Origin of the sequence: Nostoc piscinale CENA21 (genome assembly GCF_001298445.1) — a bacterium.
GTDB lineage: Bacteria > Cyanobacteriota > Cyanobacteriia > Cyanobacteriales > Nostocaceae > Nostoc_B > Nostoc_B piscinale_A.
The window spans coordinates 6,560,249-6,574,514 of record NZ_CP012036.1 but is presented as its reverse complement, the minus strand read 5'-3'; the positions used below and the strand labels follow the sequence as shown (position 1 = coordinate 6,574,514).

Annotated in this window: 11 protein-coding genes and 2 pseudogenes; 8 read left to right on the top strand and 5 right to left on the bottom strand. The window is 38.1% G+C overall.

The window, feature by feature from the left end:
- Positions 1–812: 812 nt before the first annotated feature.
- A complete protein-coding gene (locus ACX27_RS28295; protein ID WP_062297440.1) occupies positions 813–2,564 on the top strand; it encodes a carbohydrate-binding protein in 1,752 nt (583 codons plus the stop codon).
- Between the two features lie 570 nt (positions 2,565–3,134).
- On the opposite strand, the gene ACX27_RS28290 is transcribed toward ACX27_RS28295, so the two are convergent.
- Positions 3,135–3,779, bottom strand: a complete 645-nt coding sequence (locus ACX27_RS28290) for a PEP-CTERM sorting domain-containing protein (protein WP_062297438.1) — start codon at positions 3,777–3,779, stop codon at positions 3,135–3,137.
- Between the two features lie 1,116 nt (positions 3,780–4,895).
- Here ACX27_RS28290 and ACX27_RS28285 point away from each other — a divergent pair.
- Positions 4,896–5,435, top strand: a complete 540-nt coding sequence (locus ACX27_RS28285) for a WcaF family extracellular polysaccharide biosynthesis acetyltransferase (RefSeq protein WP_062297436.1) — start codon at positions 4,896–4,898, stop codon at positions 5,433–5,435.
- 311 nt (positions 5,436–5,746) lie between these two features.
- Here ACX27_RS28285 and ACX27_RS28280 read toward each other — a convergent pair whose 3' ends face one another.
- A complete protein-coding gene (locus tag ACX27_RS28280; RefSeq protein WP_062297433.1) occupies positions 5,747–6,004 on the bottom strand; it encodes a hypothetical protein in 258 nt (85 codons plus the stop codon).
- A 206-nt stretch (positions 6,005–6,210) separates the two neighbouring features.
- Between ACX27_RS28280 and ACX27_RS28275 the strand changes: the two genes are divergently transcribed.
- From ACX27_RS28275 to ACX27_RS28265, 3 genes and pseudogenes are all read left to right on the top strand, one after another.
- Positions 6,211–6,720 (top strand): inorganic diphosphatase, encoded by a 510-nt coding sequence (locus ACX27_RS28275; RefSeq protein WP_062297431.1) that lies wholly within the window; start codon positions 6,211–6,213, stop codon positions 6,718–6,720.
- A gap of 177 nt (positions 6,721–6,897) precedes the next feature.
- Positions 6,898–7,282 (top strand): annotated as a pseudogene (gene panD / locus ACX27_RS28270) (aspartate 1-decarboxylase).
- Positions 7,283–7,294: 12 nt separating this feature from the next.
- On the top strand, positions 7,295–8,197 hold the full coding sequence (locus ACX27_RS28265) for an MBL fold metallo-hydrolase (protein ID WP_062297430.1): 903 nt from the start codon (positions 7,295–7,297) through the stop codon (positions 8,195–8,197).
- 1 nt (position 8,198) lies between these two features.
- On the opposite strand, the gene ACX27_RS28260 is transcribed toward ACX27_RS28265, so the two are convergent.
- Positions 8,199–8,987 carry a class I SAM-dependent methyltransferase gene (locus ACX27_RS28260; RefSeq protein WP_144427556.1) on the bottom strand — a complete coding sequence of 263 codons (789 nt, stop codon included), beginning with the start codon at positions 8,985–8,987 and terminating at the stop codon, positions 8,199–8,201.
- 505 nt (positions 8,988–9,492) lie between these two features.
- Here ACX27_RS28260 and ACX27_RS28255 point away from each other — a divergent pair.
- The 3 genes and pseudogenes from ACX27_RS28255 (at position 9,493) to ACX27_RS34515 (ending at position 11,483) form a co-directional block, all read left to right on the top strand.
- The gene (locus ACX27_RS28255) at positions 9,493–10,254 is read left to right on the top strand and encodes a PEP-CTERM sorting domain-containing protein (protein ID WP_062297426.1); all 762 of its coding nucleotides are present in this window, start codon (positions 9,493–9,495) and stop codon (positions 10,252–10,254) included.
- Between the two features lie 67 nt (positions 10,255–10,321).
- Positions 10,322–11,040: pseudogene (locus ACX27_RS31345) on the top strand (IS1 family transposase).
- Between the two features lie 8 nt (positions 11,041–11,048).
- Positions 11,049–11,483: a cytochrome b gene (locus ACX27_RS34515; protein ID WP_235526409.1), complete on the top strand. Its 435-nt coding sequence runs from the start codon at positions 11,049–11,051 to the stop codon at positions 11,481–11,483.
- 536 nt (positions 11,484–12,019) lie between these two features.
- On the opposite strand, the gene ACX27_RS28240 is transcribed toward ACX27_RS34515, so the two are convergent.
- Complete coding sequence (locus ACX27_RS28240) at positions 12,020–13,216, bottom strand: acetyltransferase domain-containing protein (protein WP_062297424.1); 1,197 nt, start codon at positions 13,214–13,216, stop codon at positions 12,020–12,022.
- A gap of 132 nt (positions 13,217–13,348) precedes the next feature.
- On the bottom strand, positions 13,349–14,122 hold the full coding sequence (locus tag ACX27_RS28235) for an ABC transporter permease (RefSeq protein WP_062298622.1): 774 nt from the start codon (positions 14,120–14,122) through the stop codon (positions 13,349–13,351).
- Positions 14,123–14,266: the final 144 nt, after the last annotated feature.

The following is a 14,266-nucleotide window of genomic DNA, read 5'->3' as shown; positions in this document are numbered from 1 at the left end:
GAACAAATATAAGGTATCATAGAAACCCTTTATACATAGTTTAAAGAGTTATCTGTAAAAGACGGTGATTTCTTTAAAGGCTGATCACTGCTTCCTAAAAAATACTGATATGTCAATACATTTGCATACAATGTACAACGAATACAACGTTGTTAAAGATTTTTCATCAAATCTTCATTTGGCTTTAAACTAGATGATTACTTAATTTACCGTGAGGTATGTATCAGTGTGTTTTCATCTGCTTTATCTGGCAAGGATAACAAGCTCTTTACCTTGACTTTTATAGAAAATCCTTAATTTCTCAGATTTACATTGGATCTTCATAATCTTTATATAGAAAGCAATAATTACAAGTTATGGATTCTTGGTTAGGCAATATGTAATTTTACTATCAGATTCATTATATTTAAGAATTTATACTTACAAGTATCATATATCACAATTATTTAATCGTACAGATTTCTGCTTGATTAAATGATCGTCATTAGCAAAAAATGAAAAGATCAAAGTTTTAATATTTTTTTCTCAAAGCCTGACTTGATAAAGACTTAAAGTTTTTAGTTTCACAAATAGAAGTAGCTTGAGTGATTTGCGGATAACTGGCCAATTTTCTTAATTTTTTTAAACTATAGTAGTAAATTTTCTTACAAGACTAGTTCAATAACCACAATCTATCATCCAAAAAAATGCTGAGGTTGTTATCTCTATTTGTAATATATTATCTCAGGTGTTGCTCCGTAATAATTCGCGGACGTAGTAGCAGCTAGTTAACTGCAATTCCCTGTTTCCTATTTTGATTCGGCTTAGAGGACATGACAAAAAATAAAATTAGTAAGTTTTTACTATACGCTGCGATCGCGTTAGTATTCAGCTTATCTGGCATTACTCATGGTAAATTTTCTATTTTTGAACCACTGCAACCTTCAGTAGCGGCAAGTACATCAACTATTCCATCGACAGCAAAGGCACCTTGGCCAGTATTTCAGCGAGTAGATGCTCTCAGTTTTGCTTCTCGCTTTGGTCTACAGACAGTTTGGGGTGGTTATAACGAACGCAGCGAAGATCCATTTTCTTTTTTGGGTGTTGGACAGTCTCAAGAACTGACCAACGCTGCCAATGGCAACTATGCAATATACAACAACCTCGACTTAGGTAGTGGTGTCGAAGCTTTGATGCTACGTGTTTCCTTAGATTCAGGAACAAATAGTGTTGAAGTACTTTTGGACTCACTGAACGGCCCTGTAGTTGGAACTTGCACCATCAATACTACTGGTTTGCAAACCTACCGTACAGTTCCTTGCCCTTTGAATAGTAATCTGGCCAAAAACACGCCGGACAATGACACAAGAAACCTAGTCATCAAATTCACAGGCTCTAACAGCAATATGCGCTTTAATTGGTTTGCTTTCTGGGCTAAGGATACTGTGCAGAAAATAGACGATATCCAAAAAATCCAACCAGACCAAGTAAACAAAGGCGCTCCTGTTATACCCATTTCTGGCAGACCAGTGCGGACACAAAACCTACTACCAGCCAGTTCCGAAACCTTGGCTAGATCATACGGGTTGTGGTCTCCAGCCAAAACTGGGGAATGCCCTAAGTGGATGCACGACACCTACTGGACAAAAGCTGAAGATGGTAAGGTATACCCCACATGGCACCCGCCTGTAGACTTTAACCCAGAAACCGATATGTACTGTACATACGGACACGAGCATGGCGATGACCCACGCAGTTCTGAGGTATTTAATATTGTGGGTATGCCAGCATTTGGATATGTCAGCGAACAGCAAGAGGTTAATAGTCCATCTCACGCTAGGCATGAAGACCACTTTGGACACAAGGTTCTAGTTGCTAATAACTGGTATATGTACAACGCAAATAACACCAGCTTAAAAACTACTTGTGATGTGACTATAAAACTGCACATGGGAAGCCATTCCCCAGATGCCTTAACAAATACAGCTCATGAAATGTTTGTGGGTGGTAAATGCGATGGAGAGGAGCCTTTTAACTTAAAACATTTTGCCTTATTTGGTAAAGCTGGACAATTCAAAGAACCTGAAACCTCTTTGTGTAGTCTGTTTGTTGTTTCTGGTATTTCACCCAACCCTATTGATCAGCCTATAGGCGGTGTACAGAGAGCCATTCCCACTAAAGAATGTTTTGTGCGCGGTACACAGGAAGAACAGTTAGCTGGTGCTTCTGCTAGAAGTAGTGAGTTTTGGTTAACAGGGTTTGCAGGTGGCAGCTTCTACTTTAATCTTAAAAATCCTTCACGTTTCTTTGATTCTTCTTCCGCTACGAAAATTACCAGAACGGTTGATACTTGCTACATTTCTAGTCATCCCATGTCTAAGAGCCTATTGTGCCAAGAAGTTCTGGCGGCTGGAAGTAAAGTTACCTGGGATGACCCCCGTTCACCTTTCCGTGGAACAGTTAATTCTAATAGCCATTTTTCAGCACTAGCTTTTGCCGATTCTCCAAACTCTGTAATCTACACAGATGCTTATGGAAAAAAACGCAAAAACTGCACCAGATTCCTCTCAGGGCATTACTTTTAAGCAAATCGTTCCTGTTAAGGCTTTTCATTATAAGGTAGATGGACACGCAAGCCTCATACCTGTGGGAGACTATTCAGCTTACGGGAAAAATGGGGTAAGAGCGCCTAACTAAAAGCAGCTAAATGAAACCTTAATAAAAAATAGCCTATGAATTTGCTCATAAGCTATTTTTTATTAGATATCTCGCAGACAAATTGAAAAATAAGAATATTTTTGATAAGCTATGCTGGTTTTAGCTTAAATACTTTTATAGCTGTAATAAAAAGCCTAAATCTCGTATTTGAGATGAGTTTTAGGCATTTTATGATAATGTAGATTTTTACGTTAAGTTGAGTTAACTGATGATGTAAATATCTTTCAATTGTTGAAACACTGAGAAAGTTTAGTGGTGTTGATAATTAGGAAAACTGAACTCTAGCTACTGCCATAATTCTTTGTTAATCACTAAAATTCATCGCTTTTAATTGCAAAAACAGATTTACTTGTTTGCAAGTAGAGCTGATAAACAAGAAGGGAATACAAGTTAATAATTGGGGTTTGATAATAGGAATCTTACCCAAGAGTTACGAATTAAGCTTTGACTAGCTTTTCGTCTTTTTTGGAATACCGCTTTCTGAGATATGCACCAAAGGTTGCACCCAGAGCTATACCACCCATTGTTAGAGGTTCGGGAACAGGCTGAACTTCAACAGCTTTCAGGAAGTAGTCGTCATCCCCATCGGTAACAGTGAAAGAGTAAAGCGCGCCGAATGGAGAATTATTAATTGCTACCGAGACTACACCAGTGCCAATAGAAGCAATGTTCCCACTTTGAAGGAAAGAACTATCTACTGATATTGAGTATTCATCTCCATCTGGATCAGCATCAACTTGAGAAAAGATGGCTTTGAGGAGTTTTACTTGAGGACTAAATAACAAGTTGAGGGTTTCGTTAATGCCTAAACCATCGACTTGATTATTATCGTTCCCATCGTTGCCTGTTATTACTCCTAAACCATTACTATTACGAAATAATAATGTTTCTGCTGGATTAGCTCCAACTCCGGTTGCTTGCACTGTAATACCGCCTTGAGTGTAGGAATAGCTTGTCGCAGTGCTAAAAGAACCACCCAGGTCAATGGTAATAGCTGAAGCCTTTCCTGTGGTAGCCATCACTGCTACAGCAGACGCAGCCGCCACTGTAGCCACGTTTTTAAGTATGTTTAAATTTGCCATTTAGTTTGTTCCTCAAAAGAAAATAGGTGTTAAGTAAACCAACATTGCTGTGTGGCAAAATTCCCAGATTTATTGCAGATACCAGCCCCTTGTTAGTAAAATTACGTTTTTAAGAAAACACACGTACGTAGCCCCGAAAAGTTTAACTTGAAGCAATGTACGCAGAATCCACCCAAGTAGATTTCAAGTGAGTAGGTTAGGTTAACCAAAAGGTTTTATAAAATATCCATACCCACACTTAAGTAATTGCACTTTATCAAGACTTTGTGTTTTTCTAAAACTTAAGATTCCGTAGTTACCATCAAGCTAGTTGATATCTACTCAATAAAGCTGACATAAATACACTTACATACAACACATGGAGAACACAATATTTAGCTGATTCACTTCATAAAATCTTCATTTGCTATAGTTGTGTATCTTTGCAATATATTGATAGGACTGCTTCTCAGTGATTCACACAGTCATAGGCATACCACAACTACAAAGGATTGATTTTTCAGTAATTTCAACCACTACTCCTTTTGAGGATAAGACAGTTTCTTGCAAAAGCTTAGTTGAATTTTGTTGCACAGTTACTCTTTATAATCTTTATAATGTGACAAAAGAAAATATATAGCATCTGATGTCATATCCTTTGCATAGACTAAGATATATGTTTTTGTAAAGTTCAGCTAGTTTGGCTGACAGCTTTCCACTACTCTTTTATATAGATGTGTGATAAATGCTTAGAACTTATTTTTGATGCAAAAATATATAGAAATATGTCTCCTGAAAAATATTTGTTCTGTAGTAATGTCATTTTACTTACTTTAAAACTTATGTTCCGAACATTTTATATATAGGACTAATATTTTAATTTCTGAAATGTACGTAGTAGACTGTTTCAGCTAAAATAGGTCAATAGATTATTGATAAAGTTAATATCAATCAATGCTTTCTTATTTTTTTAATACACCGTTTTAACTGAAACAGTCCACTACATATACTTATGTTCCGAAAATTTTTTTATAGCTTTATTACTGTATTTTAACTTTCCTAGTTAATTTTTTGACAAGCGAGAACTGAATTTTTCGGACAGTCACTAAAACAGGTTATTATTTATTAGCTTGATATATGCGGTTAGATAATTACACTCTTGCTACTTATACTCCTGGCGCACCTTTATGGAAACAAGTTTTGTGGTATTTCCTGGGTTCTCCTTTGGTGCAGAATCGGTGGTTGACTGCTTCAGGGTTAAAAGTGTTGTTACTTCGCAGTTTTGGAGCGCAGATTGGTGAGAATGTGCGGATTAAACCAGGTGTGCGGGTGAAGTTTCCCTGGCGGCTGGTTGTCGGTGATCATGTGTGGATTGGGGAAGATGCTTGGATTGATAATCTAGCGAATGTGACGATTGAAAGTCATGTGTGTATATCTCAAGGGGTGTATCTCTGCACGGGAAACCATGACTGGAGTCATCCTGATTTTAAATTAATGACTGCGCCAATTCACATTCAAGAAAGTAGTTGGATTGCTGCAAAATCAGTAATTGGCCCTGGAGTAACTGTTGGGAAGGGTGCGGTGTTGACTTTAGGTGGAGTTACAGGACGTTCTTTAGAGCCGATGACAATTTATGCCGGTAATCCCGCCCAACCCATTAAACAGCGTAAGATTTAATTGTGGTAGAAGGCGATTATCACATCTTGCACCTAGCCCCGACGAATGGAATTCGCACGCCAGATGCTTCAAGTCGGCAGAGCCGACGACAGTCGCCTCAAGTCGGGAAACCCGCCCACGGCGCTGTCTCCTCAACGCACTGGCTCGGCTATAAAAACAAAGTCCGCGTAGGCGGACTAACGTAAAATCAAGAGTTTGGAACCCGCGAAGAAGGTCACTGAGCTTGTCGAAGTGCGGGTTGTGTCTGTGTAGCCGCGACTGAAGTCGCTAGTGGCGTGGCAAGCCTTCTACAATCTCCAAGGCTACTGTATTTATAATTCAGAAGCTGTATCTGGGGCAATAATTTCACCAGTACCTATTTCGAGAATCATATCTTGATCAGTAATTAATTCACTTAATTCCTTGACTTGTAAATTCATTTTTTCACAAGCTTGTCGGAGTTCTTGGGCAAAAGTATTAAGATCATCACCATAGCCACATTGATAAGCAGCAGTTTCAATTCCTTGCTTGGCATTCGCTCTGGCACAGTCTACTAGTTCTGTGCCATACAATGGTTTTGGAGATGGCATAATTCGATTATTTATTGATTAAATGTTACTTTTAGATTAGTCATTCTTTAATTATTGACACATCCCTCGGATGGAAGAATCATCATTGTCGGGTTCAGGGTGTGTGAGAAAATACTTTGGGCAGAAGTACATCTTGGCCATAAAATTCTACACGGGGAACTAAACAGAGTGCATCCCCAATTTACTGTTAGCCAAGGAGTTTTGTTGTGGACTTATCCCGTATTCCTGCTCAACCAAAACCGGGTATTCTGAATGTTCTGATTGAAATCCCAGGCGGGAGCAAGAATAAATACGAGTATGACAAAGAACTAGAAGCTTTTGCCCTAGACCGAGTGCTTTATTCTTCGGTAAGATATCCCTACGACTATGGTTTTGTGCCGAATACTTTGGCTGATGATGGCGACCCTCTAGATGGGATGGTGATCATCGATGAGCCAACTTTCCCTGGTTGTATCATTGCTGCACGCCCAATAGGTATGTTAGAGATGATTGATGGTGGCGATCGCGATGAAAAAATTCTTTGTGTACCAGACAAAGACCCACGCTATACCCATGTCAAATCTCTCAATGACGTAGCACCACACCGTTTAGATGAAATTGCTGAATTTTTCCGCACTTACAAAAACTTGGAAAAGAAAGTAACTGAAATTCTCGGTTGGCAAGATGTTGGTACAGTCTCAGCTTTGGTAGAAAAGTGCATCAAAGCTGCTAAATAAGCATTACTGAGTTAGGAGTGAAAATCAGCACTCCTAACTTCTCAGCTTCTCAACAGTACTGAGTCAAAAATTCATAAAGACTGTCTCCTGCTTTCCTATACTAGATTCAGGCAATCACAAAATTAAAAGTTTGTTAATTGCAGATTGCACACCTAGCCACAAAAATCTCAAACCTAAATGCAGCGTACAGTTCTTTTGGCAAAAATACACAATTGCACCCTGACTGGGGCGAATATTAACTACGTAGGTAGTATCAGCATCGATGAAATGTTGTTAGATAAGGCTGGTATTTTACCCTATGAGCAAGTGCAAGTCGTCAATGTTGCCAATGGTGAACGCTTTATTACTTATGCAATCAAGGCTCCAGCCAATTCGGGAATTATTGAGCTAAATGGGGCGGCGGCACGTCTAGGCATTGTGGGCGATCGCTTGATTATAATGGCTTACGGGCAGTTCTCTTTGGAAGAGTTAAAAAATTACTCTCCTACGGTAGTCATTGTGGACGAAAAAAAACCGACTATTAGAAGTGCGGCACTACGATGACCTGCTCAGTAAGGTCTAAATTGTCAGAAAAATGTCAAATCTTGCGCCGTCGGATTTCCAAAGTTCCGTAACTGAAACCGCAACTACAACCGCTAGTAGTTCCGTGGGTGAATTTGTTGTGCAATTTTGGGGTGTCAGAGGTTTAATAGCCACCCCAGCTAGTAACGCCGATCGCTATGGTGGGAATACTGCTTGTGTAGGTATACAAGTAGCAGGTAAACACTTGATTTTTGATGGTGGGACTGGTTTACGTATTCTCGGTAAATCTTTGCGACAACTGCAACAGCCGATAGAAGCACATTTATTTTTTACCAATTCTCAATCAAATCGCATTCAAGGGTTTCCGTTTTTTGCACCAGCGTTTGTTCCAGAAAACCGCTTTCATATTTATGGTTCGGCTGCTTCTAACAGTGCTTCGATTAAACAGTGCCTTTGTGATCAGATGTTACAACCGCACTTTCCTTATCCACTCCAGGTAATGCAGTCGGAATTGCATTTCTATAATGTGATTCCTGGTAATAATGTGCAGCTAGATGATGTCACAGTTACCACAGCCTTGATTAATCAAACTCAGCGTTCTGTTGGCTACCGAGTTTCCTGGCAAGACAAAAGTGTTGCCTACGTCACAGATTTAACTAAAAATGCTGATCCTGTGGATCAAGAACAGATTTTACAACTGGTAAAAGGTGTAGATTTGTTGATTGCGAATGCTACTTACGTTCCGCCAACAGCTAACAGCCATGAATCGACTGATTTACACTGGCAAGCGGCTGTAGAATTAGCCCAAGGTGCAGCAGTGAAGAAATTAGTGATTTCTCATCACCATCCCGATGATGAGGATGATTTTCTTGACGAAGTGCAAACTGATGTGAAAGCCACTTTTGCCCAAGGTTTACTAGCCTGTGAAGGTCTTGTTTTATCTATTGGTGATTAATTTACTTAATACATTTGAGCGTACCATATACTCCGCGAGTTTCCACCTGTACACAGTCTGGATGAAAACCTGCGGTGATCGCAATTTGCTGCAACTCATCGGCAGTGAAGAAGCGAAATATTATGCTGGGTAATGGTTGGAGAAATGTAGTGGCAAATAACTTACCTCCACTACTTAATGCTTGATAAATATTGCGAACTCCTGTTGTCGCATCAGGCCAGCAGTGTATAGCCGCGCCACTGTAAACAGCATCAAGAGAATTTGGTGCGAATGGTAATGCTGTGATATCGCCGCGGATAATGGTGATCTGAGATGGTAATATCCCATCTCGTTGCATTTGTTGTTGTAATTGCCCTAACATTGTCTCTGAGTAATCCAGAGCGATAATTTGCTGACATTGCTGCAATAAAGCCAAACGGCGGGCAAAAATTCCTGTACCACAACTAATATCTGCCACAGTACCTAAGTTTTGACCAAAAAACTCGATACACTGCTGAAATTCCGTATCCATCCCGCCCCGATTACGTAACCCCATTGCCCAAATTGGCGGTAAGATACGCTCGTATAAAAAAGAAATGATTGGTAAGCGAAATAACTCGGTGCGTAGTGGCTGGAAATTAACTACATCAACCCCATCCTTGACTTGTGCAGGTGTTAAATCAACTGGTGCTAATGGCATTTTTGTTACTTCCTGACGGAAGTAATTTTGACATTGATTGCAGTCTGATGGTGCAGTAGTGAGAGTTTTTTGGCAAACAGGGCAAGCGATCGCTTCCTCTAAACTAGACATAGCTTTTTTATTTTTATCCAAACTGAATCACTTCTAACTGACAATATTTTTATGTTTCAATTGCTACATTGCATAATTGATAAATTTTGATGAATTAGTGACCATATAATAACTAGCACTTGCATTGATTAGAAGAAAACACGGTTGATAAATGTAAGATTTTTATAAATTTTCCGCAAAAAATCCGTAAATATTGTAATTTAGATATCATTACACTGTAGTATTTCTGCCAGAGAAGATTGCTACTGTCCACATACAGTAAAATTTTCTTAAAAAAAAGTAGTAAACAAACTTATTTGGGTGTATCAAGCTTCGATAAATTACCTCGGCATAGAATTCCAAGCTATGTAAACAAAGTCTACATCCTTAGCAGACTTATATATAGTTAGCTTTCGGCAAATTGTTGCTGAAGGACAGATTCATTTTGTCTACATAGTCGGGAATTTAACTGTGGCGACTTATTCTTGTTCACTTATTTTTCAAGGTACAGGTAGGTAAATTAAACATGACAATAATCAAGTTAATGTTTGCTATTAGCTTGACAGTAGTTCCCGTAATTCTAAGTTTTGTAGAACCAGCCGCAGCACAAAGAAGACTTAGAACTAACACATATTCTCAAACAGGCTCAGACCAACAAAATGCGCTTGCTCAATTTAATTTAGTTAATACGGCCAGGGATGGTAGTGAAATAACTGATAGTGCCAGTGACTTAGGAATAGGTCTTTTTCAAGGAGCTATACAAGACTTTACGTCAGGGAATGGAGAAGTTTGTATTAGCGGTGGTAATCTTGGTTTTCAACCCAATTGTCCTGCAAGTTCCATTAACACAGGTCGTTATGTTTTAGATGCGAATGGCTTCCTCATTTTTAATCCAGATAGACCTTTTGTTCCTGATACCATTCCATTTGATGCAGATTTACGGGCAGAATTAATTAAAGATAACCCAGCGTTTGAATTTATCTCATATAGTATCGTTCGTCCAGGACAAACTGAACCATTGTACAGTTATCTCCTATTTGCTGGCTTTGGATTTGACCCCAATCAAGCTGTCAACAATCTGTCTTATATCTTAGAAGAAAATATTTTAGGCAAAGCCAGTCGTGCCGTAACTTCTTCTGATGGTTCTATCGAATTAATAGGTGGCGATACTCTTCTCCAAAATCGTTTTGAGCAAAACATACCAAATGCTGTCCCTGAGCCTAGTGCCACTCTTGGGGCTTTAGCTGCTGTGAGTATAGGTTTACTCTTCAAGCGAAAAACAAAATAGGTTTGAACTATTTCAATACACAAAAAACGGCGTTGCATAATGAGAATATGAATTAGGGTGAATCTTCATGGAATGTCCGCGTTGTAATTCCTCTCATATCCGTAAGAACGGTAGATAAAGAGGTAAACAAAACTACATTTGTGCAGATTGTGGTCGTCAATTTATTGAATATCACAATCAAAAGGGTTATGGTGACGAAATTAAACGAGAATGCTTAGAAATGTATGTTAATGGTTCTGGTTTCCGTGCCATAGAAAGAGTAAAAAAAGTACATCATACAACAGTAATTTATTGGGTGAAACAAATGGGTGGTCAGTTACCAGAACATCCCGAAACAGCTGAAATACCTGAAATAACTGAAATTGATGAATTAGAAACTTTTGTCGGGTCAAAAAAAACAAAATTTGGGTATGGAGTGTAGTCAACCACAAGACTTCGGGGATTTTAGGATGGGTTTTAGGAGATAGAAGTTCAGAAACTTTTCAACAGTTGTGGCAGAGGATTAAAGCGTGGAACTCATATTTTTATGTAACGGATGGCTATCCGGTTTATCCATGTTTTATTAATCAAGAAGACCATCTTGTGTGTAAAACTTATATGACACGAGTAGAAGGTGAAAATAGCAGATTAAGACATTATTTAGCCCGATTACATAGAAAGACTTTTTGTTATTCTAAGTCAGTAGAAATGCTGGAACTCTCTATTAGATTGTTAGTTTATTATCTCCAGCATCGTTGTATTCCAATGCGGGAGCAAAGCCCCCGCGAGGATATAGCGATCGCATAATTCATATTGTGATTCAGCAACGCCGAAAAAAACGCCCAATAGCACTGCGAAGTAAAACCATAACAAAATTCAGATGTATTGAGATGAATTTAACATCAGCAGTTAAGAAAGCTAGGATTAATTCTGCGTTTAAGCAACTCATGTCTGTACATTGGATCATGTCTGCCTGTTATTTAGTTTTATTTATAACTGGTTCAGGTATGGCGCGTTTATCTCGTGGAACTTTCCTAAGATCAGAAATATATGATTTTCATAAATCAATCGGAGCTTTGGTAGTAGCTTTGCTAACTTGGCGGATTTTAGTGTTGTTGCAGGTATGGTGGCGAAAATACACTAAAAATTTGCCAAGGTTTACTCCTGAATGGACACGTAAATTTATACTCCATACTCTGCTTTATTTATTAATGTTTGCAGTTCCCGTTAGTGGGTTCTTTTTTTTCTAATTCTTATAAAAGTAATAATGTCAATTTTTTTTGGTTAACTTTACCCGATTTTTTCCCACAAAAATCTAGTTTAGTAGACTTAGGTAGAAGCATTCATTTTTGGATAGCATATACATTTTTAGCTTTGATTATTCTGCATATCCTACAACAATGGAAAGTTGTCAAAGCCAACTGGCGGAGGTTTAAAGGCTTTTTGATGACGAGAAAATTGAATAAAATTACTAATTAGGAATTAGCTATCAATACCAGACTTAGGCAACTGGCAAAATAGCAAGGTGTGTTAGCAAAATTAAAACTTAGGAACCCAACATCATCCAGGTAGGCTTTGTTAGTTTGCTCTTCGTTTCACCCAACCTACTAGCGTATCAAGTCTTAAATGTTGCATTTAAAAATCGATTTCATCCGCGTTCATCTGCGGTTAATTATTCTTGCTTTTACCTCACTAGAACGATAACCGCTATAATATTCTTCCTTAAAAAGCCTACGGTGTACACTGTAGGCTTTTTAAGGAAGGATAGGTATGTCTCACATTACAGTTAGTTTGATGATAATTTGCGAGGATGCTTTGTTTTGTAACTTCTAAACCAACTACAAATAGGATAAAGCAGAATTATCATAATTATCCAAAAATTGTAGAGCATTGGTAAATCATATCCATAGTCGGCAGGCATTAGGGAAGAAAAAAGAAAAGGTAGATTAATTGCTTTTAAACCATATTTAGGTAAAGCCAGCAAAATGGCTGCTAAATGAATTAGCCAGAGGTGAATTATATAAAAAAATAAAGGAAATTGACCAAATAAAACTAGAGGTTGTAAAATCCGTAATCTATACTTTTCAAATAGATAAAGTAAGAGCATTGCTATACCTAATGTGATTAATAAATATAGTAATGAAGGTGGATATTTTTGACAGTTAATAAACGATAGTATGGTAAACGCAAAATTCTTTTGTACAGTCCAGGGTGAAGGATCGCCATAGATATTTACAGCGCGGAGAACCACAAAGCCAGCAATTAAACCCAGTCCTAACCGCAAGAATAATTGCTGTCGCAAACTTTTTTCCTGCTTCATGAAACTCCCAAAGGCATAACCTGTTGCCATTACCCCAATCCAAGGAATCAGAGGATAGCCAATAAATAACTTTTTATTAGCCAAAGGCATCAGCATTTTGGGTTCATGAAGAATTGCCCATAACCAACCCAATTTTCCTAGTTGTTCCGCATGAATCTGATCAAATAAATTATGTCCAAATATCAGTACAAGTCCGAAAGCAGCTATGAAAGGAATTGGCATTCTAACTAATACTGCTAACACAACCATTGACCAACCAATTGCCCACAGAACACCAGCTAACGAAAAGGAGTAGGTAGGATCAAATATCCAGGCAAAACGTACCACTGTTAACTCTAAAAATACTAACCACAGTCCTCGAATTATGAGATAGCGTGATAATTCATGCTTGCTTTGCAGTCGATTTTCAAAATAAAGATAAGCTGCGACTCCAGCTAAGAATATAAATGTTGGAGCGCACAAATGAGTTATCCAGCGTGTGAAAAACAGGGGGATATTTGTTTGTGTTAAGTCTGTCGGACGGAAGCGAACATTAGTAAAGAAATCTCGTACATGGTCTAGCACCATTAACACCATTACTAAACCGCGCAACATATCTAGGGAGATGATTCTTTTAGTTTGTATTTGGTCAGAATGAGAATTTGTTGTAATTGAAGAATCCATAGTTTATGTAAGTCCATTAATAATCATCAAAATAAACCCGTCATTATCCTCACAAAATTGAAAATTTATTGGTCTACAATTAGTAGTAGATACTTTTCTATCACTAATTAATTCTGACTTCTAAATTCTTATTCATAATTTTCTTTCTACTAGTAACATGCGGCGATAAGATAACCATCCACCCAGCACCATTAGCAAAGTAAAAATTAATAAAAACCAAAAATGAGATGTAATATCACTAATTTGCTTGCCATTATTCGAAACTCCAACAAATGCCTCATTCATGTGATAAATCGGGTTATATTGGGCAATGTTGATTAAACTTTTAGGAAACAATGAACTTGGTAGAAAAGCCCCACCTAAGATTAATAAAGGTACGCCAAAAGCAGCAACTAAAGCATTTACATCTTCAATTCGTCTAGCTAATTGTGTACCTAAAATAAAACCTAAGCCGACGTAAGCCGCCATACTCATCAAAATAATTATTAATCCTAAAAAAATTGAACCTTTAAATGTTGCGCCCCAAAACGCAGCAACAGTATACACGAGTAAAGCTTGTCCTAAGCCAATGCAACTATGAGCTAAAAAAATTCCGAAAAAGTAGGATACACCACTCAATGGTGAAAGAAACAAGCGTTTGATAGTTTGCTGTTCTCGTTCTGCAACGATGGTTGCAACTGTACCACCCAAACAACTGAAAAATAAAGCCGCACCGACTAATGTAGAAGGTGCAGTATATTCAAAAGCTGTGTTGATTGGTAGTTTTGCGCGTTCTGCTAAAATAAATCCACCGAGAATTAAGACGGAAATTGGAAAAATACTCCAAAAAATCAGGCTGCGTCGCCGACGGAGTAATTCAATTAAGATGCGCTGGGTGACAGCGATAGTTTCGCGCCAATATTTCATCTCATTTAGTCTATAGGATTGTTTACTCTTGACAATTTCTGCCATTCTGGCAAAATAATTCAGTCCGGGACTTAGCACGGTGATCACAGAAATATTCTTAACAATACAATCTGCGAACTCACAGTGATCATTTCACGACTTTGT